Origin of the sequence: Streptomyces sp. NPDC048270, from assembly GCF_040652335.1 — a bacterium.
GTDB lineage: Bacteria > Actinomycetota > Actinomycetes > Streptomycetales > Streptomycetaceae > Streptomyces.
The window spans coordinates 197,512-216,386 of record NZ_JBEZLV010000002.1 but is presented as its reverse complement, the minus strand read 5'-3'; the positions used below and the strand labels follow the sequence as shown (position 1 = coordinate 216,386).

The window sequence follows — 18,875 nt, the reverse complement described above, 5'->3', positions numbered from 1 at the left end:
GCTTCCCCCCGTGGGAGGATCTGAACCGACAGTGATGACTATGGAAGGCAGAACTGTGGCCGAGAAGCTCTACGCCACCCTGAAGACCAGCCACGGCGACATCGAGATCGAGCTGCTGCCGAACTTCGCTCCGAAGACCGTCCGGAACTTCACCGAGCTCGCCACCGGCGCCCGTGAGTGGACCCGTCCCACCGACGGCCAGAAGACCACGGACCCGCTGTACGACGGCACCGTCTTCCACCGCGTCATCAGCGGCTTCATGATCCAGGGCGGGGACCCGCTGGGCAACGGCACCGGCGGCCCGGGCTACCAGTTCGGCGACGAGTTCCACCCCGACCTGGCCTTCACCAAGCCCTACCTGCTCGCCATGGCCAACGCCGGCCCGGGCACCAACGGCTCGCAGTTCTTCATCACCGTCGCCCCCACCGCCTGGCTGACCCGCAAGCACACGATCTTCGGCGAGGTCACCGACAAGGCCAGCCGGGCGGTCGTGGACGAGATCGCCTCGCTCCCCACCAACGCGCGCACCGAGCGCCCGGTGCAGGACGTGATCATCAAGTCGGTCGTCGTCGAGAAGCGCTGACCCCCGCGCTCCCACCCCCGCGCTCCGACCCCCGCGCTCCGACCCCCGCGCTCCGACCCCCGCGGTCCGACCCCCGCGCCCGGAAGCCCGCGCCCGCCGCCGGCGCCCCGCGTGCCCCGGCCGGGAACCTTTCCGCCCCGCTCGTCCGTCCTGGATACATACCGGACCGGCGGGGCGTCCCCCTGCCCCGCCGCCGATCGAGGGGACCGATGGACACCGAACGTCTGCCGGGCTGCTACCGCCACCCGGACCGCGACACGGGGATCCGCTGCGCCCGCTGCGAGCGCCCCATCTGCCCCGAGTGCATGATCAGCGCCTCGGTCGGCTTCCGGTGCCCCGAATGCGTCCGCTCCGGTTCCGGCACCGGACACCGGCCGGCCGCGAACGCGCCGCGCACCCTCGCGGGCGGGGTGGTCGCCGCCGACCCCCAGCTGGTCACCAAGATCCTGATCGGCCTCAACGCCGCCGTGTTCCTGGTGGGGCTGCTGGCTCCGGCGGTCGTGGTGCAGCTGGAGCTGCTCGGCCGGTACGTGGAGTTCTACGGGGCCCCCGTCGAGGGCGTGTCCACCGGCCAGTACCACCGCCTGCTGACCTCGGTGTTCCTGCACGTCGAGTGGTGGCACATCATCGGCAACATGATCGGCCTGTGGGTGATCGGCGGCCCGCTGGAAGCGGCGCTGGGCCGCGCCCGGTACCTCGCCGTCTACCTGCTCTCGGGGCTCGGCGGCAGCGCCCTCGTCTACCTGCTGACCGCACCGAACACCCCGACCCTCGGCGCGTCCGGCGCCGTCTTCGGCCTGCTCGGCGCCACCGTCGTCCTCGCGCGCCGGCTGCGCTACGAGATGCGGCCGGTGATCGTGATGGTCGTGCTGATGCTGTTCCTGACCTTCGTGCCGCTCGGCGGCAGCCTCAACGTGTCCTGGCAGGCGCACGTGGGAGGCCTGGTCACCGGCGCCCTGGTGGGCCTGGGCATGCTCCAGCCCAACGCCGGCAAGCACCGCACGCTCGTCCAGGCGGGGACCTGTGTGGTGGTGTTCCTGCTGGCGGCAGCGGTGGTCATGCTCCGGACCGCGGAACTCACCTGATCACACCGGCGTCAACTCTCCACAGAGTTATCCACAGATCTTCTGTCTTTTCCTCAGGTGTGGATGACGCTGTGGATAACTCATGGGGAGAGCTTTTATCCGGGAGGGTTTAGTGCTACTTCCACTGCGTCGAGACGCCGAATCCCGCCGCGATGAAGCCGAAACCGACCACAATGTTCCAATTGCCCAGCGCTTCGATCGGCAGCTGGGTCTCGGTCACGTAGAAGACGACGATCCACGCGAGACCGATCAGGAAGAGTGCCAGCATGACCGGGGCGACCCAGCTGCGGTTGGTCAGCCTGATGGACTGCGGCTGCCGCGTGGGCGGCGGCGTGTAGTCGTCCTTCTTGCGGATACGTGACTTCGGCACGAGGGGCTCTCCTGTCGATGCGCTGGGGACCTTGCCTGCCCCGGGCGTCCGTTAGCGTAGTGGACCTGTGGCGTTGAAGGAGAAGGGTACGTTGAGCAATTCCGACGACTCCTCCGCGGGTCCCCGTCGCCGGGCCAGGCCGGTCCGGCTGCTGACGGCCGCCGTCTTCGCCCTGGCCGGGCTGCTCTTCGTCACCAGTTTCAACACCTCCAAGGGTACGAACATCCGGACCGATGCGTCGCTCCTGAAACTGTCCGACCTCATCGAGGAACGCAGTCAGAGCAACGCGGCGCTCGAGGAGAGCCTCGGACCGGTGCGCAGCCGCGTCGACGCGCTCGCCGACCGGGACGACGGCAGCACCAAGGCCGAGGACGCCAAGCTGGCCGCCCTGCGCGTGGCCTCGGGCACCGAGGAGCTGACCGGCAAGGGCCTGACCGTCACCCTCAACGACGCCCCGCCGGGCGCCACCGCCCGGATCCCCAACGTCCCCGAGCCGCAGCCCAACGACTTGGTGATCCACCAGCAGGACCTCCAGGCCGTGGTGAACGCCCTGTGGCAGGGCGGCGCCCAGGGCATCCAGGTCATGGACCAGCGGCTCATCTCCACCAGCGCGGTCCGCTGCGTCGGCAACACCCTGATCCTCCAGGGCCGGGTGTACTCGCCGCCGTACAAGGTCTCGGCGGTCGGCGACCCGGGCGCGTTGCGCAAGGCCCTCGCCGCCTCCCCGGCCCTGCAGAACTACCAGCTGTACGTGAACGCCTACGGGCTCGGCTGGAAAGTGGACGAGCACAAGGCGCTGACACTTCCCGGCTACTCCGGCACAGTGGACCTCCACTATGCGAAGCCGGTGGATCCCTCGTCCTGAGGCATGGCGGCCCGACGTCGTACTGCGCCTGGTGGTACGGACGTTCAGCGAGCTGTGCCTGACGGCGGGCACCCTCATCGTGCTCTTCGTGGCCTACGTCCTGCTGTGGACCGGGGTCAAGGCCGACCGGGCCATGGACGGCGAGATGACCCGGCTGCGCGACGACTGGGCGGCGGCCGGCGCGCCGGCCGCGGCGCCGGAACGGGCCGCGGCTCCCCGGCCCGCCGAGCCCCCCGAACCGGTCGGCCACCCCCCGGGCCGCGCCTTCGCCGAGATGTACGTCCCGCGCTTCGGCAAGGACTGGAAGAAGCCCGTCCTGGAGGGCACCGGTACCGAGCTGCTGAAGAAGGGCCTGGGCCACTACCGCGGCACCGCGGCCCTCGGAGCCACCGGGAACTTCGCGGTGGCGGGCCACCGGCGCACGTACGGGGACCCCTTCAAGGACTTCCCCGAGCTGCGCCCCGGAGACGCCGTGATCCTCAAGGACGCGGCCGCCTGGTACACGTACACGGTGCGCGGCGGGCCGCTGCGCACGCTGCCCACGGACATCGGGGTCGTGGACCCGGTGCCCCGGAAGTCGCCGTTCACCGTGCCCGGCCGGTACCTGACGCTGACGACCTGCGATCCCGAGTGGGGCCACAGCCACCGGCTGGTCGTCTGGGCGGAACTGACCGGCACCCGAGCCGCGGGGCAGGGCAGGCCGGAGGGTTTGCCGAGCTGACCCACCCGGCCGGGCCGCTGCCTTTAGTCTGTTGGCGTACCGCCCCTGCGGTGCGTGGAACGAACGTGGACGAAAAGGAAACAGGCGGCATGTACGGCTGGATCTGGCGGCATCTGCCGGGCAACGCGTGGGTACGCGCGCTGATCTCACTCGTACTGGTCCTCGCGGTGGTGTTCGTGCTGTTCCAGTACGTCTTCCCGTGGGCCGAGCCGCTCCTGCCGTTCAACGATGTGACCGTGGACGAGGGATCGGGAGCCACTCCGTGAGCGCGCGCATTCTGGTTGTGGACAACTACGACAGCTTTGTCTTCAACCTGGTCCAGTACCTCTACCAGCTCGGTGCCGAATGCGAGGTGCTGCGCAACGACGAGGTCGAGCTCTCGCACGCGCAGGACGGCTTCGACGGCGTGCTGCTCTCCCCCGGGCCCGGGACGCCGGAGGAGGCGGGGGTCTGCGTCGACATGGTCCGGCACTGCGCCGACACGGGCGTGCCCGTCTTCGGCGTGTGCCTCGGCATGCAGTCGATGGCGGTCGCGTACGGAGGGGTCGTGGGCCGGGCGCCCGAGCTGCTGCACGGCAAGACCTCGCCCGTGGTCCACGCGGGCCTCGGGGTCTTCGAGGGCCTGCCCTCCCCCTTCACCGCGACCCGTTACCACTCCCTGGCCGCCGAGCCCCAGACCCTGCCCGGGGTGCTGGAGGTCACGGCGCGCACGGAGGACGGGATCATCATGGGCCTGCGCCACCGGGAGCACGACGTCGAGGGTGTGCAGTTCCACCCCGAGTCGGTGCTCACCGAGTGGGGGCACCGGATGCTCGCCAACTGGCTCGTGCGCTGCGGTGACGCGGGTGCGGTGGAGCGCTCGGTGGGGCTGGCCCCGGTGGTGGGCAAGGCCGTCGCGTGACCGCGCTCGCGCCGTCCGCGCCCACGGGGGGCCGGGCCGCGCGGCGCAGGGCGGCGCAGGAGGCCGCGAAGCGGGCCGCCAGGAACTCCCGGCGCCGGGGCGGGCGGCGGCGCAGGCGGCCGGCCTCGGGCGGACCGCTGGTCGTGGCGAGCCGGCTGGGCGGGGAGCTGTTCATCACGGCGGGCCTGGTGATGCTGCTGTTCGTCGCCTACCAGCTCTGGTACACGAACATCGTCGCGGAGCGGGCCGCGGACGGCGCCGCGGGCACGCTCCAGCAGACCTGGCAGCGCGACGCGGGCACGGACGGCGGCGCGGCGGCCGAGCCGCCCGTCACGGCCTTCGAACCCGGCCAGGGCTTCGCCATCCTGCACATCCCCAAGCTGGACGTGAAGGTTCCGGTGGCGGAGGGGATCAGCAAGCCGAAGGTGCTCGACCGGGGCATGGTCGGGCACTACGCCGAGGGCGCGCTGAAGACGGCGATGCCGGCGGACGCGCAGGGCAACTTCGCGGTGGCGGGCCACCGCAACACCCACGGGGAGCCCTTCCGCTACATCAACCGGCTCGTGCCGGGGGATCCCGTCGTGGTCGAGACGAGGGACGCGTACTACACGTACGAGATGACCTCGGCGCTGGCGCAGACGCCGCCGACGAACGTGGCGGTGATCAAACCGGTGCCGGAGGGCTCGGGGTTCACCGCACCCGGCCGGTACATCACGCTGACGACCTGCACCCCGGAGTTCACCAGCACCTACCGGATGATCGTATGGGGCAGGATGACCGACGAACGCCCCCGCGGCGAGGGCCCTCCGCCCGCGCTGACCAGTTAAGGACGAAACAGCAGTGTCACGTGCCCGCCGCCGCTCCGCGGCGCCGCCCGCCCCCGCCGGCAGCCGCAGTGTGCTCGCCGGGTTCCTGAGCCTGCTGGGCGAGCTCCTGATCACGGTCGGGCTCGTGCTGGGCCTGTTCGTGGCGTACTCGCTGTGGTGGACGAACGTGCTCGCGGACCGGCAGGCGTCGGCGCGGGGCGACCAGATCCGCCGGCAGTGGCAGGCGCCGGGCACGGAGACGAAGCCCGCGGAGCCGGGTGCGCTGGACACCGGGGACGGCGTCGGCTTCCTGCACGTGCCCGCGATGAAGAACGGCGAGGTGCTGGTCAAGCGGGGCACCGACCCGCAGACCCTGGACGACGGGGTCGCGGGCTACTACACGGAGCCGGTGAAGTCGGCGCTGCCGTGGGACGAGAAGGGCAACTTCTCGCTGGCCGCGCACCGGGACGGCCACGGCGCGAAGTTCCACGACATCGACAAGGTGAACAGCGGCGACGCGATCGTCTTCGAGACCAAGGACACCTGGTACGTGTACAAGGTCTTCGCCGAGCTGCGCCAGACGTCGAAGTACAACGTGGACGTGATCAGCCCGGTCCCGAAGGAGTCGGGCAAGACGGCCCCGGGCCGCTACATCACGCTGACCACCTGCACGCCCGTGTACACCTCGAAGTACCGGTACATCGTGTGGGGCGAGCTGGTCCGGACGGAGAAGGTGGACGCGCAGCGGACCCCGCCGGCCGAGCTGCGCTGACCGAGCGCCCGCAGCCTCGCCCCGCAGCCCGCCCCCCAGCCCGCCCTCCAGGCCCCCAGGAGCCCCTGTGGACGGCTGGGACGCCCCGGCGGGCGCCCCTGGCCGAGGATGCACGGCTGAACCCGCAGGCGGCCGCGTGGCCGCCCGGGAGAAACGGGTCCGGCCCCTCTCCCGCGGGAGAGGGGCCGGACCCGTATCGCGTGCCGGTGGGCGTCAGCCGCCGAGGCCTCCGATGAAGCCGCGGCCGCCGCCGTTGTTGTTGCCGCCGTCCTGCTGGCCGCCGCCCTGCATGGTCATCACGTTGACCACCGTGCCCGTCGGGACCTGCTTGCCGGCCGGCGGGTCGGTGAACACCACGCGGGCGTTCTCGTCGGCCGGTCCGGAGACGACGGCGCCGAAGGTCAGGCCCTTGGAAGCCAGTTCCGCCCTGGCCTGGGCGACCGTCTTGTTCCCCAGGTTGGGCACCTGGACCTGCTGCGCGGCCTTGGCGATGGTGATGTTGACCGTCTTGCCGACCTCCAGCTGCGATCCCGCCTGCGGCTGGTGGTCGATGACCGTCTTCGGCGGGGCTCCGGGGGAGTCGACCTCGGTCACGCTGCCGAGCTTGAGGTTGACGGCCTTGAGGGCCTTCTCGGCGTCTTCCTTGGTCTTGCCCTTGAGGTCCGGGACGATCGCCTTGGACTGCTCCTTGGCCACCGTCAGGGTGATGACGGAGTTCTTCTCCGCCTCCCCGCCGGCCTTCGGGTTCTGCTCGAGGACGGTCCCGGCGGCCCGCTCGGACTCCTGGGCCTTGCGGTCGACCTGGAAGCCCTTGTCCTTCAGGGCCTTCTCGGCGTCCTCGTACGTCAGGTTCACCACGCTGGGGATCGGCACCTTGGCCGCGCCCGTGGAGATGGTCACCGTGACCGTGGAGTCCCGCGCGACCTTGGTGTCGGGCGCCGGGTCCTGCTTGCAGACATTGCCCTTGGGCTGGTCCTCGCAGGGTGCCTCGGTTCCCTTGACCACCTTGAGCCCGACGTTCTCGCCGCTCCTGACCGCCTGCTCGAGGGTGGAGCCGATGAGCTTGGGCACGGCGGGGCGGTTGTCGGCGGTGCCGCTGAACAGGGAGCGGCCGATCAGGATCGCGCCGACCAGGACGAGGACGCCGGCCGCCACGAGCAGGATCGTGGACGCCTTGCTCTTCTTCTGGCGGCGGCCCTGCCCCTGGTCGTAGCCGCCGTGGCCCTGGTCGCCGTACCCGTAGCCGCCGTCGCCCGGGGGCATCGGCGGCATCATCGAGGTCTGGCCGGCGTCGGCGGTGCGCAGTGCGGTGGTGGGCTGGTCGTAGCCCTGGTGTCCGTAGCCGCTGTTCTGGTCGTGCGGGTAGCCGTAGCCGGCCGCGCCCATGGCGGCGGTGGCGGCGACGGGCTGGCCGTCGAGGCAGGCCTCGATGTCGGCGCGCATCTCGTCCGCGGACTGGTAGCGGTAGTCGGGGTCCTTGACCAGCGCCTTGAGGACGATCGCGTCCATCTCGGGCGTGATCTCGGGGTCGAAGTTCGACGGCGGCTGCGGTTCTTCCCGTACGTGCTGGTAGGCGACGGCCACGGGGGAGTCGCCGACGAACGGGGGCCGGACGCTGAGGAGCTCGTACAGCAGGCAGCCGGCGGAGTAGAGGTCGGAGCGGGCGTCGACCTGCTCGCCCTTGGCCTGCTCCGGGGAGAGGTACTGGGCGGTGCCGATGACGGCGGCGGTCTGCGTCATGGTCATGCCGGAGTCGCCCATGGCGCGGGCGATGCCGAAGTCCATCACCTTGACCTGGCCGGTGCGGGTCAGCATCACGTTGGCGGGCTTGATGTCACGGTGCACGATGCCGGCGCGGTGCGAGTACTCGAGGGCCTGGAGGATGCCGATGGTCATTTCCAGGGTGCGCTCGGGCAGCAGCTTGCGCCCGGAGTGCAGCAGCTCGCGCAGGGTGGATCCGTCGACGTACTCCATCACGATGTACGGGATGGAGATGTTGTCGACGTAGTCCTCGCCGGTGTCGTAGACGGCGACGATCGCCGGGTGGTTCAGCGACGCGGCCGACTGGGCCTCGCGGCGGAACCGGGCCTGGAAGGACGGGTCGCGGGCGAGATCGGCGCGCAGGGTCTTGACGGCGACGGTACGGCCGAGCCGGGTGTCGTGGGCGAGGTAGACCTCGGCCATGCCACCGCGGCCGAGCACGTGGCTCAGCTCGTACCGGCCGCCGAGGCGACGCGGCTCTTCCATAACGTTGCAGCCCTCTCCGTCAGTCCCGACCGCACCTGTGTGTGGTCCGGCGGTGTGCTGTTCGCGCAAAGGCTACCGGCCGATCGTCTGTGATCGGTTCGCGGCCACAGGCTGATACAGGACCGGTACCGTACGCTCGGACCCGGCCGGGACCAGTGGCGGGGATCACGTCACTGCGGCCGTCCGTCATCTCCGGCTCATCCCTGGGTCTTGAGGACCGCTTCCATGACGGCCTTCGCGACGGGGGCGGCGAGGCCGCCGCCGCTGATGTCCTCGCGGTCCGCTTCGCTGTCCTCGATGACGACGGCGACGGCGACCGGGGAGCTGCCGTCCTTGCCCTCGGCGTAGGAGATGAACCAGGCGTAGGGGCGCTTCTTGTTGCCCTCGCCGTGCTGGGCGGTGCCGGTCTTGCCGCCGACCTTCACGTTGTTGATCTTCGCCTTGGTGCCGGTGCCCTTCTCGACGACGTTGACCATCATCTCCTGCACCTTCTGCGCGTTGGCGGCGGAGAGCGGCCGGCTCATCTCCTGCGGCGAGTGCTTCTCGATGACGTCGAGGTTCGGCGAGGCGACGTGGTCGACCATGTACGGCTTCATCAGCTTGCCGTCGTTGGCGATCGCGGCGGTGACCATGGCCATCTGCAGCGGAGTGGCGGCGGTGTTGAACTGCCCGATGGAGCTCTGGGCGTTGCCGTCCTTGCCCATCTTCTTGTCATAGACGCTGGCGAAGGCGCGGACCGGGATGTCGATCTTGTCGTTGTTGAAGCCGAACTTCTCGGCGGTCTCCACCATCTTGTCGCGGGTGACCTTGTCGCCGAGGTTCGCGAAGACGGAGTTGCAGGAGACGCGCAGGGCGTCGTTGAGGCTCGCCTCCTTGCAGCCGCTGGCGTGGTTGACCATCTCGGTCTTGGTGCCGGGCAGGAAGTACGGGTCCGGGGTGTCCGTCGGGTCGTTGATCTCCTTGACCACGCCGTGTTCGAGGGCGGCGGCCGCGGTGACCACCTTGAAGGTGGAGCCCGGCGGGTAGGTCTCGCGCAGGGCGCGGTTGACCAGGTTCTTGTCCTCGCTGTCCTTGAGCTCGACCCAGGCCTTCTCGTCGTCCTTGGAGTTGCCGGCGAAGCGGGAGGGGTCGTACGAGGGGGTGGAGACGAGGGCCAGGACGGCGCCGGTGCGCGGGTCGATCGCGGCGGCCGCGCCCTTGTTGTTGCCGAGCGCCTTGAAGGCGGCCTTCTGGGCCTCGGGGTTGAGCGTGGTGACGACGTTGCCGCCCTGCTTCTTCTCCCCGGTGAACATGCCGATGGTGCGGTCGAAGAACAGCCGGTCGTCGTTGCCGGTGAGGATGCCGTCCTCGAGCGATTCGAGCTGGGTGGACCCGAAGGCCTGCGAGGCGTAGCCGGTGACGGGGGCCCACAGGGGGCCGTCCGTGTAGGTCCGCTTGAACTTGTAGTCGCTGCCGTCGGTGACCGCGGAGCCGGTGATGGGCTGCCCCGCCACGATGATGTTGCCGCGCTCGGTGGCGTACTGGGCGATCTGGACCCGGCGGTTCTCCTTGCGGGTGCTGAGTTCCTCGGCCTGGACGTACTGCAGCCAGTTGGTCCGGATCAGCAGCGCGAGGACGAGCAGCCCGCAGAACAGCGAGATGCGGCGCAGGGGCTTGTTCATGACGGGCGGACCACCTGGGTCATCTCGGAGTCGGGGGACGGGGCGGGGGCCGGGGCAGGTCGGCGTGCGGTGTCGCTGATCCGGATGAGTACGGCGATGAGGATCCAGTTCGCGAGGACGGAGGAGCCGCCGGACGCGAGGAAGGGCATCGTCATGCCGGTGAGGGGGATGAGGCCCATGACGCCGCCGGCGACGACGAAGATCTGGAGGGCGAAGGCGCCGGACAGGCCGATGGCGAAGAGCTTGCCGAACGGGTCGCGGGCGGCCAGGGCGGTGCGGACGCCCCGCTCGATGATGAGGCCGTAGAGCAGCAGGAAGGCCATCACACCGGTGAGGCCGAGTTCCTCGCCGACGGTGGAGAAGATGAAGTCGGAGTTGGCGGCGAAGCCGATGAGGTCGGAGTTGCCCTGGCCCCATCCGGCGCCGAGCACGCCGCCGGAGCCGAAGCTCATGATCGACTGGCCGACCTGCTCGCAGGCGCCGGAGGTGGTGTAGCAGCCGAAGGGGTCGAGCCAGGCGTTGACGCGGGCCTGTACGTGGCTGGCGAAGGAGGCGACGACGACGGCGCCGCCGACCGACATGAGCAGGCCGATGACGATCCAGCTGGTCCGCTCGGTGGCCACGTACAGCATGATCACGAACATGCCGAAGAAGAGCAGCGAGGTACCGAGGTCGTTCTCGAAGACGAGGACGAGCAGGCTCATCGCCCAGATCATCAGGATCGGGCCGAGGTCGCGGCCGCGCGGCAGGTAGAGGCCCATGAAGCGGCGGCTGGCCAGGGCCAGGGCGTCACGTTTCACCATGAGGTAGCCCGCGAAGAAGATGGCGATGACGATCTTCGCGAACTCGCCGGGCTGGATGGAGAAGCCGCCGACGCTGATCCAGATCTTGGCGCCGAAGACGTCGGCGCCGAGGCCCGGGATGACCGGCAGGATCAGCAGGACCAGGGCTCCGGCCATGGAGATGTACGTGAAGCGCTGCAGGACGCGGTGGTCCTTGAGGATGAGCAGGACCGCGGCGAACAGGGCGATGGCGAGCGCCGTGTACATCATCTGGCGGGGCGCGGAGGGGGTGAAGGCACCGAAGGAGCGTTTGGCGAGGTTCTGCAGCCGGTCCGACTGGTCGAGCCGCCAGATCAGCACGAGGCCGAGCCCGTTGAGCAGGGTGGCCAGCGGCAGCAGCAGCGGGTCGGCGTACTTGGCGTAGCGGCGTACGACGAGGTGCGCGACCCCGGCGAGGGCGCCGAGGCCCAGGCCGTAGAGCACCATGCCGGGCGGCAGGCTGCCGTTGATCGCGAGGCCCACGTTGGCGTAGGCGAACATCGGGATGACCACGGCGAAGCCGAGCAGCATCAGCTCGGTGTTCCGCCGGCTCGGCAGCTCGATGGCGCCGATGGTGGTCGTGTTGGTGACAACGCTCATGGTGTGGCAGGCCCCCTGTGCCCGCGGGTGTCTACTGCTTTCCGCACAGGCTGACCACTTGCTGCTCCGCGGGAGTCAGCGTGGCGCCGGGTGGCTGGTTCTGCGCCTCGGCGTTGCGGCGCTCTTCGTCCTTCTTGCAGGCGGAGACCTGGACGCCGAGGTCGTCGAGCTTCTCGCGGGCACCGTCGAGGCTGCCTTCGCTGATGGTGGCCTCGACCTGCTTGCGCTTGAAGGGCGGGAGGTACTTCAGTTCGATGTCGGGGCGGTCGGTCTCCACCTTGGAGAGCTCCAGCGGTCCGAGCTTCTGGCTGATGCCGCGGAAGAGCGCGACGTGCTCGCCCTTGACGCCCACGTAGTACTGGGTCTGGGTCCAGCGCCAGCCCGCGTAGAGGCCGCCGCCGACGACGCCGGCGACCAGGAGCAGGGTCAGCGTGCGGGTGGCCCACTTGCGCCCTTTGCCCCGGTGCCTGCGGGGGTGGTCGTACGTGTCCTCGTACTCGGCGTCGCCGTCGTAGGCCTCGGCTTCGCCGAAGCTGCCGTACGCGCCGCCGCCCTGGCCCTGGTCGGAGTACCCGTAGCCGTTCGCCTCGCCGCTGCCGGGGGGCCCGAAGGCGCCGGCGGGCGGGCCGCCCTGGCGGCCGAGGCCCGAGGCGCGGCCGGCCGGGGTCTGCATGGCGTTGCCGCCGTCGAAGAGCTGGTGCTGGTTCTCGGCGACCGCGCCGACGACGACCGGGGTGTCGTTGACCTGGGCGGCGAGGGTGTCGCCGCTGTCGGTGTCGAGGACGTCGGCGACGATGCAGGTGATGTTGTCGGGTCCGCCGCCGCGCAGGGCGAGCTGGATCAGCGACTGCACGGTCTCGCGGGGGCCGTGGTAGTCGGCGAGGGTCTCCTCGAGGGTCTGGTGGGAGACCACGCCGGAGAGGCCGTCGGAGCAGATGAGGTAGCGGTCGCCGGCGCGGACCTCGCGGATGGAGAGGTCGGGCTCGACGATGTCGCCGCTGCCGAGCGCCCGCATGAGCAGGGAGCGCTGCGGGTGGGTGGTGGCTTCCTCTTCGGTGATCCGGCCTTCGTCGACGAGGCGCTGCACCCAGGTGTGGTCCTGGGTGATCTGGGTGAGGACGCCGTCGCGCAGCAGATAGGCACGGGAGTCGCCGACGTGGACGAGGCCGAGGCGCTGGCCGGTCCACAGCAGGGCGGTCAGGGTGGTGCCCATGCCCTCGAGCTGGGGGTCCTCCTCGACCATCACGCGCAGCTGGTCGTTGGCGCGCTGCACGGCCGTGGCGAGGGAGGTGAGGATGTCGGAGCCCGGGACGTCGTCGTCGAGCTGCACGAGGGTGGAGATCACCTCGGAGCTCGCGACCTCGCCGGCCGCCTGGCCTCCCATGCCGTCGGCGATCGCGAGGAGGCGGGGCCCGGCGTAGCCGGAGTCCTCGTTGCCCTCGCGGATCATGCCCTTGTGCGATCCGGCGGCGAACCGCAGGGACAGACTCATGCGCACCTCGCCGGTCGGCTCCGGGTACAACCGGTCTCGAGCCACACTGCCCACCCTCCGGTCGGGAGCGCGCGCGTGTCCGTGTCCTCGGTGGGACGGATCACCGCCGCGTGCTCGCTCCGCTCGCTCATTCTCGTACTACTTCCGCAGCTCGATGACGGTCTTGCCGATGCGGATCGGGGCGCCCGGCGGAATGGGCGTCGGGGTGGTCAGGCGGGTCCGGTCGAGATACGTGCCGTTGGTGGACCCGAGATCCTCGACGATCCACTGGCCGTCACGGTCGGGATAGATCCTGGCATGGCGGCTGGACGCGTAGTCGTCGTCCAGCACGATGGTGGAGTCGTGGGCGCGGCCCAGGGTGATCGTCTGGCCGGCGAGGGCCACCGTGGTTCCCGTGAGGGTGCCCTCGGACACGACGAGCTTGGTGGGCGCACCGCGGCGCTGGCGCTGCTGCGGAGGCGCGGCCTGCCGGCCCGCCTGCTGCTGCTGCGGCGCGGTGCCGGCGCCGCCGCGGCGGGAGCCGCGCTGCGTGACTCTCGTTCCGAAGAGGTCGCTGCGGATGACCTGGACGGCCACGATGACGAACAGCCACAGAACGGCTAGGAAACCCAGCCGCATGACCGTCAGGGTCAGCTCTGACATTGCCCCCGCTTCACCCTTCGGCTTGCCGGTAAATGATGGTCGTGCTGCCCACGACGATCCGCGAGCCGTCGCGGAGCGTAGCGCGGGTGGTGTGCTGCCCGTCCACCACGATGCCGTTGGTGGACCCGAGATCCTGGATCGTCGAGGGCGTTCCGGTCCGGATCTCACAGTGCCGGCGCGATACGCCGGGGTCGTCGATCCGCACGTCGGCTTCGGTGCTTCGGCCGAGTACGAGCGTGGGGCGCGAGATCTGGTGGCGGGTGCCGTTGATCTCGATCCAGTGGCGCCGCGAGGCGCCGGAGGCCGGTACGGGTGCGGCCGGGCCGGCTCCGCCGGCGGGCCGCCGGGCGCCTGGTCCGCCGGGTGGCGGGGCGCTCGGCATGGGCGGGGCGGCGACCGGGGGGTAGCCGTAGCCGCCCTGGCCCGCCGGACCGCCCTGCGGCCGGCCCTGGGGCGGCTGCGGCTGGGAGGTGCTGGCGGCGAGGGTGCGGCTGCGGACCCGGTAGAGCCCGGTGTCGAGGTCGTCGGCCTTCTCCAGCTGGACCTTGATGGGGCCCATGAAGCTGTAGCGCTGCTGCTTGGCGTAGTCGCGGACGAGGCCCGCGAGCTCGTCGCCGAGCTGCCCGGAGTAGGGGCTCAGGCGCTCGTAGTCGCCGGTGCTGAGCTCGACGATGAAGTCGTTGGGCACGACCGTCCGCTCGCGGTTCCAGATGGTGGCGTTGTTGTCGCACTCCCGCTGGAGGGCTCCGGCGATCTCCACCGGCTGGACCTCGGACTTGAACACCTTGGCGAAGGTGCCGTTCACCAGACCTTCGAGTCGCTGCTCGAACCGCTTCAGAACTCCCATGGGGCACCTCCTCCGTCGTTGTCGCCCTGTACTGCTTACTGATCGTATCCACGCGTGGCGGATTCGGGTGGTTCCCCATCGGTCCTGTGAGGACGAGTGTTGGTCCTCACAGGGGATCGTAGGGGGGCCTCAGGGACAGTGTCCCGCACCGGGAGCGGAGTGCGGGAGGGGCCGTCCGCGGCGGGGGCCGGGGGTGCCGGGAAAGCGATGTGATTCCACCCCGTCCGCCGTGCTAATGTTTCGACGTCGCCAGGGGAACGGCCCGAAAGGGAAGAACCACTGGGACGCTGCTCGGGCGAGTGGCGGAACGGCAGACGCGCTGGCTTCAGGTGCCAGTGTCCTTCGGGACGTGGGGGTTCAAATCCCCCCTCGCCCACATCGACGAAACGGTCGTCATCGCGAAAGCGGTGGCGGCCGTTTCGTGTTGCGCGCTCCTCGGTGTCTCCCGCGATCAACTGGCCTGCCCGGTACGGGCCGTCGGGTCGGCGGCGGCCAAGGAGTGATCCAGGACACGTTGTTCGTGTCGGCCGTGCGACTTTCGTCGCGCGGGGCGCGACGAAAGAGAGCGGCGGGCGGTGTGCCGGGGTGTCTAGGGTCGGCCGGGTGGATGCGAAGGCGATGACGCGGGCGGGCCGGCACTGGCTGACGGGGCCGGAGCCCTGGACCCGGCGGATGCTCGTGGGCGACCTCGCGATCGCCGGGCTGCTGGCGCTGCTCGGATTGGGCGTCGAGGAGCTCGACAACGGTTCCGGGTGGCGGATGGCCGCGAGCGCCCTGGCCGTGGTGTTCCTCACCCTGCTGCGGCGCAGGCTGCCCGTGGCCACGCTGGTCGTGGGTTCGGCCGTGAGCGTGTTCCTGCCGGGCTCGTTCCTGGTCACGACCGTGCTGGGCTGGTCGGCGGGCCGCCGGATCGTCGGGGTCGGGCGGGCGGGGGCCGCGTTCACGCTGGCGTTCGTCGCGGCGGTCGGCCTCAGCGTGCTGCACGAGTGGGAGCAGATGCGGCCCCTGCTGGTGATGGTCTTCTCCACCCTGATGTTCCTGGCGATGACCGTGATGCCCGGTCTGGCCAGCCGGTACTGGTCGCAGCGCCGCACGCTGCTGAGCGCGCTCCAGGAGCGCAACGGGCAGCTGATGCGCGAGCGGGCGATGGTCGCCGGGCAGGCGAGGCTGCGCGAGCGGCAGCGGATCGCCCAGGACATGCACGACAGCCTCGGCCACCAGCTGGCGCTGATCTCGGTGCACACCGGTGCGCTGGAGGTGGACCCGAAGCTCACCGACCGGCAGCGCGAGGCGGTGGGGGTGCTGCGGCAGGCCTCGGTGGCGGCGATGCACGAGCTGCGCGAGGTCGTCGGGATCCTGCGGGACGGGGTGGAGGCCCCGGTCCCCGTGGAGGAGCCGGCGCAGCCGGCTGCGCGCGGGGTGGCCGGGATCGCCGGGGTGGTGGAGGCGGCGCGGGGCGCGGGCACCGACGTACGGCTGTCCGCCTCGGGTCCGCCGCGGCCGCTGGCCGCGGCCTGCGACCACGCGGCCTACCGGATCGTGCAGGAGGCCCTGACGAACGCGTACAAGCACGCGCCCGGGGCGCCGATCACGGTGGAACTGCGGTACGAGGACGACTCCCTGGTGGTGGAGATCGCCAACGGGCCGGCCGCCGGTCCGGGGGCCGGCGAGGTGGTCTCGGGCGGGCAGGGGCTGACGGGACTGCGCGAGCGGGCGCGGCTGGTCGGCGGGATGGTGCACGCGGGCGCGACGGAGGGCGGCGGCTTCCGGGTGGCCGGGGTGCTGCCGTACGGCGCGGAGCCGGCCGGGGCGGCGGCCGTGGCCGACGACTTCGGGCAGCAGGCCCAGGCGCGGGGGCTGCGGGGCGCGCCGCCGATGGACTGGAGCGTGGTGGACCGGGAGCTGGCCGTGCCGCGGCGCGGCCCGGTCGGCGGGCTGGCGCTGGGCTGCGGCATCGCGTTCGCGGCGGCGGTGCTGCTGGTGATCGTGCTGGGGGCGGGGATGCTGCTGGTGGTGGGCTCGCTGGGCGACTCGATGCTCGACCGGGACGGTTACGAGGCGGTGCGGGTGGGAGAGCCGGAGCAGGCCGTACGGGACCGGCTGCCGAGCGGCGACAATTTCCTGACGGCCGGGGCGGAGCGCAAGGGCCCGCCGCGGCCGGAGGGTGCGGACTGCCTGGCGCTGTTGGCGGAGGACCAGCCGGACTCGCTGGGGGTGGACCTGGTCTACCGGTTCTGCTTCAAGGACGGAACGCTCGTGGACAAGCAGGCTTACGAGGTCGAGCAGTAGGAGCACGGGTGACAGCCGAAGTGATCCGCGTGGTGATCGCCGACGACGAGCCGCTGATCCGGGCGGGGATCAGGATGATCCTGACCTCGGCGCCGGACATCGAGGTCGTGGCGGAGGCGGCGAACGGCCGGGAGGCGGTGGACCTGGCCCGCGCGCACGCGCCGGACGTGGTGCTGCTGGACATCCAGATGCCGGTGATGGACGGGCTGACCGCGCTGGGGGAGCTGGGGCGGGCCGCGCCACAGGTGCGTGCGCTGATCCTGACCACCTTCGGGGAGAAGGAGAACGTGCTGCGGGCGCTGGGCGAGGGCGGTGCCGGGTTCCTGCTGAAGGACTCGGCGCCGGGCGAGCTGATCGGCGCCGTACGGGCGGCCGCGGCGGGCGACGCGTACCTCTCCCCGGCGGCGACCCGGCACGTGGTCGACCAGCTGGCGTCGGGGAAGGCCGTGGTGCGGGGCGAGCAGGCCCGGCGGCAGGTGGCGGAGCTGAGCGAACGCGAGCGCGGGGTGCTCGCGCTGCTCGGGGAAGGGCTGTCGAACGCGGACGCCGGGCGGCGGCTGCACATGAGCGAGGCGACCGTGAAGACGTACGTGAGCCGGATCCTGGCGAAGCTGGGCTGCGAGAACCGGGTCCAGGCGGCCTTGCTGGCCAGGGACGCCGGGCTGTAGATACGGTCAGCGCGTTCGAGGCGATCAACGTACGGGTGGGGGCGGCGCACATGGCGGCGGTAGTGGGACGGCGGATCCCGGAGGTGGCGGGTTTCGCGCCGCGGGTGGCGGACGGCTCGCCCAAACAGGACGGCAAGGCGCTGCGGCAGCGGGTGGCGCGGTCGGCGCACGCCGCCTTCGAGGCGCCGTCCGGGCGGCCGGACGCGGTGCGGGCGGTGGAGGAGTCCAACGCCGGCCGGGTCGCCGAGCTGGCGCCGATACGCGTGGGCCGGATGGCGGCGAACCCCTTCGCGTTCCTGCGGGGCGCGGCCGGGCTGATGGCCCACGACCTGTCCGGCGGGCCGGTGACCGGGATCGGCGCGCAGATCTGCGGTGACGCGCATGCGGCGAACTTCGGCCTGTACGGGGACGTGCGCAACCGGCTGGTCATCGACCTGAACGACTTCGACGAGACCGTGTTCGGCCCGTGGGAGTGGGACCTGAAGCGGCTGGCGACCTCGCTGGTGCTGGCCGGGCGGGTCTCGGGCGCGGGCGAGGACGCCTCCCGGGCGGCCGCGCTGGACGCGGCGGGCGCCTACCGGCGGACCATGCGGCTGCTGTCCCGGATGTCGGCCAGTGACGCGTGGAACGCCATCGCCGACGAGGAGCTGGTCTCGTACACCGATGCCCGGGACCTGCTGGGGACCCTGGAGCAGGTGGCGGAGAAGGCCCGCAACAACACCTCCGCGCGGTTCGCCGCGAAGTCGACCGAGGCGGCGGAGGACGGCAGCCGGCGCTTCGTGGACGCGCCGCCCGTGCTGCGCCGGGTCGGGGACGGGGAGGCCGCGGCCGTGGCCGCCTCGCTGGGCCCGTACCTGAAGACCCTCCAGGCCGACCGGCTGCCGCTGATGGCCCGGTACGCGATCCACGACGTGGCGTTTCGCGTGGTGGGGACGGGCAGCGTCGGAACCCGTTCGTACGTGGTGCTGCTGCTGGACCACGCGGGCGAGCCGCTGGTGCTGCAGGTGAAGGAGGCACGGCCCTCGGTGCTGCTGCCGCACCTGCCCGCGCTGGGCTTCCATTCGCCGCCCGAGGAGCACGAGGGGCGCCGCGTGGTGGCCGGCCAGAAGCAGATGCAGGTGGTCTCGGACATCATGCTGGGCTGGACCACGGTGGAGGGGCGGCCCTTCCAGGTGCGCCAGTTCCGCAACCGCAAGGGCAGTGTGGACCCGGCGGCGCTGACCGCCGACCAGCTCGACGACTACGGGCGGATGACCGGTGCGCTGCTGGCCCGGGCGCACGCGCACAGCGTCGATCCGCGGCTGCTGGCCGGGTACTGCGGGAAGAACGAGGAGCTGGACGAGGCGATGGCCGCGTTCGCCGTGGCCTACGCGGACCGGACCGAGGCCGACCACGCCGATCTGGTGGCGGCGGTGCGGGCCGGGCGGATCGCGGCGGAGTCCGGGGTCTGAGGCGCCGGGCCCGGCGGGGCCCGGCCTTGCGGCCCGCGCGGGGGTGCCCGGGCC

General features: G+C 71.3%; 17 protein-coding genes, 1 tRNA gene and 1 pseudogene. 12 read left to right on the top strand and 7 right to left on the bottom strand.

Annotated features, from left to right (window positions below; all coding sequences use genetic code 11):
• Positions 1-55 precede the first annotated feature (55 nt).
• Complete coding sequence (locus tag AB0D66_RS02435) at positions 56-583, top strand: peptidylprolyl isomerase (protein WP_362295852.1); 528 nt, start codon at positions 56-58, stop codon at positions 581-583.
• A gap of 209 nt (positions 584-792) precedes the next feature.
• Positions 793-1,668 carry a rhomboid family intramembrane serine protease gene (locus AB0D66_RS02430; RefSeq protein ID WP_362295412.1) on the top strand — a complete coding sequence of 292 codons (876 nt, stop codon included), beginning with the start codon at positions 793-795 and terminating at the stop codon, positions 1,666-1,668.
• Between the two features lie 115 nt (positions 1,669-1,783).
• Here the strand turns inward: AB0D66_RS02430 and crgA are convergent, their stop codons facing one another.
• Positions 1,784-2,038 (bottom strand): cell division protein CrgA, encoded by a 255-nt coding sequence (crgA, locus tag AB0D66_RS02425; RefSeq protein WP_069921049.1) that lies wholly within the window; start codon positions 2,036-2,038, stop codon positions 1,784-1,786.
• 91 nt (positions 2,039-2,129) lie between these two features.
• On the opposite strand from crgA, the gene AB0D66_RS02420 reads away from it, so the two are divergent.
• The 6 genes and pseudogenes from AB0D66_RS02420 to AB0D66_RS02395 all read left to right on the top strand — a co-directional run bounded on the left by AB0D66_RS02420 (position 2,130) and on the right by AB0D66_RS02395 (position 6,103).
• The gene (locus AB0D66_RS02420) at positions 2,130-2,903 is read left to right on the top strand and encodes a DUF881 domain-containing protein (RefSeq protein ID WP_362295408.1); all 774 of its coding nucleotides are present in this window, start codon (positions 2,130-2,132) and stop codon (positions 2,901-2,903) included.
• Positions 2,875-3,624, top strand: coding sequence for a class E sortase (locus tag AB0D66_RS02415; protein WP_362295406.1), 750 nt, complete (start codon positions 2,875-2,877; stop codon positions 3,622-3,624). Before AB0D66_RS02420 ends, AB0D66_RS02415 begins: the two co-directional genes overlap by 29 nt.
• Before the next feature lie 89 nt (positions 3,625-3,713).
• Entirely contained in the window at positions 3,714-3,890 is a 177-nt protein-coding gene (locus tag AB0D66_RS02410) for a hypothetical protein (protein WP_030011120.1), read from the top strand.
• Positions 3,887-4,525, top strand: a complete 639-nt coding sequence (locus AB0D66_RS02405; protein ID WP_362295403.1) for an aminodeoxychorismate/anthranilate synthase component II — start codon at positions 3,887-3,889, stop codon at positions 4,523-4,525. The genes AB0D66_RS02410 and AB0D66_RS02405 overlap by 4 nt, the downstream gene beginning before the upstream one ends.
• Positions 4,526-4,659: 134 nt before the next feature.
• A pseudogene (locus AB0D66_RS02400) lies at positions 4,660-5,352 on the top strand (class E sortase); the annotation flags it as partial.
• Positions 5,353-5,365: 13 nt separating this feature from the next.
• Entirely contained in the window at positions 5,366-6,103 is a 738-nt protein-coding gene (locus tag AB0D66_RS02395; protein ID WP_362295400.1) for a class E sortase, read from the top strand.
• A gap of 213 nt (positions 6,104-6,316) precedes the next feature.
• Here AB0D66_RS02395 and pknB read toward each other — a convergent pair whose 3' ends face one another.
• The 6 genes from pknB to AB0D66_RS02365 form a co-directional block, all read right to left on the bottom strand.
• Positions 6,317-8,350 carry a Stk1 family PASTA domain-containing Ser/Thr kinase gene (gene pknB / locus AB0D66_RS02390; RefSeq protein ID WP_362295397.1) on the bottom strand — a complete coding sequence of 678 codons (2,034 nt, stop codon included), beginning with the start codon at positions 8,348-8,350 and terminating at the stop codon, positions 6,317-6,319.
• A 197-nt stretch (positions 8,351-8,547) separates the two neighbouring features.
• The gene (locus AB0D66_RS02385; protein ID WP_362295393.1) at positions 8,548-10,011 is read right to left on the bottom strand and encodes a penicillin-binding protein 2; all 1,464 of its coding nucleotides are present in this window, start codon (positions 10,009-10,011) and stop codon (positions 8,548-8,550) included.
• Positions 10,008-11,432 carry an FtsW/RodA/SpoVE family cell cycle protein gene (locus AB0D66_RS02380; protein WP_362295390.1) on the bottom strand — a complete coding sequence of 475 codons (1,425 nt, stop codon included), beginning with the start codon at positions 11,430-11,432 and terminating at the stop codon, positions 10,008-10,010. Before AB0D66_RS02380 ends, AB0D66_RS02385 begins: the two co-directional genes overlap by 4 nt.
• A 31-nt stretch (positions 11,433-11,463) precedes the next feature.
• Positions 11,464-12,924, bottom strand: coding sequence for a PP2C family serine/threonine-protein phosphatase (locus AB0D66_RS02375; protein WP_362295387.1), 1,461 nt, complete (start codon positions 12,922-12,924; stop codon positions 11,464-11,466).
• A gap of 138 nt (positions 12,925-13,062) precedes the next feature.
• Positions 13,063-13,566, bottom strand: coding sequence for an FHA domain-containing protein (locus AB0D66_RS02370; protein ID WP_362295384.1), 504 nt, complete (start codon positions 13,564-13,566; stop codon positions 13,063-13,065).
• 10 nt (positions 13,567-13,576) lie between these two features.
• Positions 13,577-14,413, bottom strand: coding sequence for a DUF3662 and FHA domain-containing protein (locus AB0D66_RS02365; RefSeq protein WP_362295381.1), 837 nt, complete (start codon positions 14,411-14,413; stop codon positions 13,577-13,579).
• Between the two features lie 293 nt (positions 14,414-14,706).
• Here AB0D66_RS02365 and AB0D66_RS02360 point away from each other — a divergent pair.
• From AB0D66_RS02360 to AB0D66_RS02345, 4 genes are all read left to right on the top strand, one after another.
• Positions 14,707-14,789: transfer RNA gene (locus AB0D66_RS02360), tRNA-Leu, on the top strand.
• A 242-nt stretch (positions 14,790-15,031) separates the two neighbouring features.
• Positions 15,032-16,702 (top strand): sensor histidine kinase, encoded by a 1,671-nt coding sequence (locus AB0D66_RS02355; protein WP_362295849.1) that lies wholly within the window; start codon positions 15,032-15,034, stop codon positions 16,700-16,702.
• Positions 16,703-16,710: 8 nt separating this feature from the next.
• Positions 16,711-17,370 (top strand): response regulator transcription factor, encoded by a 660-nt coding sequence (locus AB0D66_RS02350; protein WP_361750259.1) that lies wholly within the window; start codon positions 16,711-16,713, stop codon positions 17,368-17,370.
• Between the two features lie 50 nt (positions 17,371-17,420).
• Positions 17,421-18,821, top strand: coding sequence for a DUF2252 domain-containing protein (locus AB0D66_RS02345; RefSeq protein ID WP_362295377.1), 1,401 nt, complete (start codon positions 17,421-17,423; stop codon positions 18,819-18,821).
• The last annotated feature ends 54 nt before the right edge of the window (positions 18,822-18,875 follow it).

Excerpts from the sequence above, each read along its gene's own strand:
- AB0D66_RS02430 (WP_362295412.1), top strand. The coding sequence starts at position 793 with ATGGACACCGAACGTCTGCCGGGCTGCTACCGCCACCCGGACCGCGAC.
- AB0D66_RS02415 (WP_362295406.1), top strand. The coding sequence starts at position 2,875 with ATGCGAAGCCGGTGGATCCCTCGTCCTGAGGCATGGCGGCCCGACGTC.
- AB0D66_RS02410 (WP_030011120.1), top strand. The coding sequence starts at position 3,714 with ATGTACGGCTGGATCTGGCGGCATCTGCCGGGCAACGCGTGGGTACGC.
- pknB (WP_362295397.1), bottom strand. The coding sequence starts at position 8,350 with ATGGAAGAGCCGCGTCGCCTCGGCGGCCGGTACGAGCTGAGCCACGTG.
- AB0D66_RS02385 (WP_362295393.1), bottom strand. The coding sequence starts at position 10,011 with ATGAACAAGCCCCTGCGCCGCATCTCGCTGTTCTGCGGGCTGCTCGTC.
- AB0D66_RS02380 (WP_362295390.1), bottom strand. The coding sequence starts at position 11,432 with ATGAGCGTTGTCACCAACACGACCACCATCGGCGCCATCGAGCTGCCG.
- AB0D66_RS02375 (WP_362295387.1), bottom strand. The coding sequence starts at position 12,924 with ATGAGTCTGTCCCTGCGGTTCGCCGCCGGATCGCACAAGGGCATGATC.
- AB0D66_RS02370 (WP_362295384.1), bottom strand. The coding sequence starts at position 13,566 with ATGTCAGAGCTGACCCTGACGGTCATGCGGCTGGGTTTCCTAGCCGTT.
- AB0D66_RS02365 (WP_362295381.1), bottom strand. The coding sequence starts at position 14,413 with ATGGGAGTTCTGAAGCGGTTCGAGCAGCGACTCGAAGGTCTGGTGAAC.
- AB0D66_RS02355 (WP_362295849.1), top strand. The coding sequence starts at position 15,032 with ATGACGCGGGCGGGCCGGCACTGGCTGACGGGGCCGGAGCCCTGGACC.
- AB0D66_RS02345 (WP_362295377.1), top strand. The coding sequence starts at position 17,421 with ATGGCGGCGGTAGTGGGACGGCGGATCCCGGAGGTGGCGGGTTTCGCG.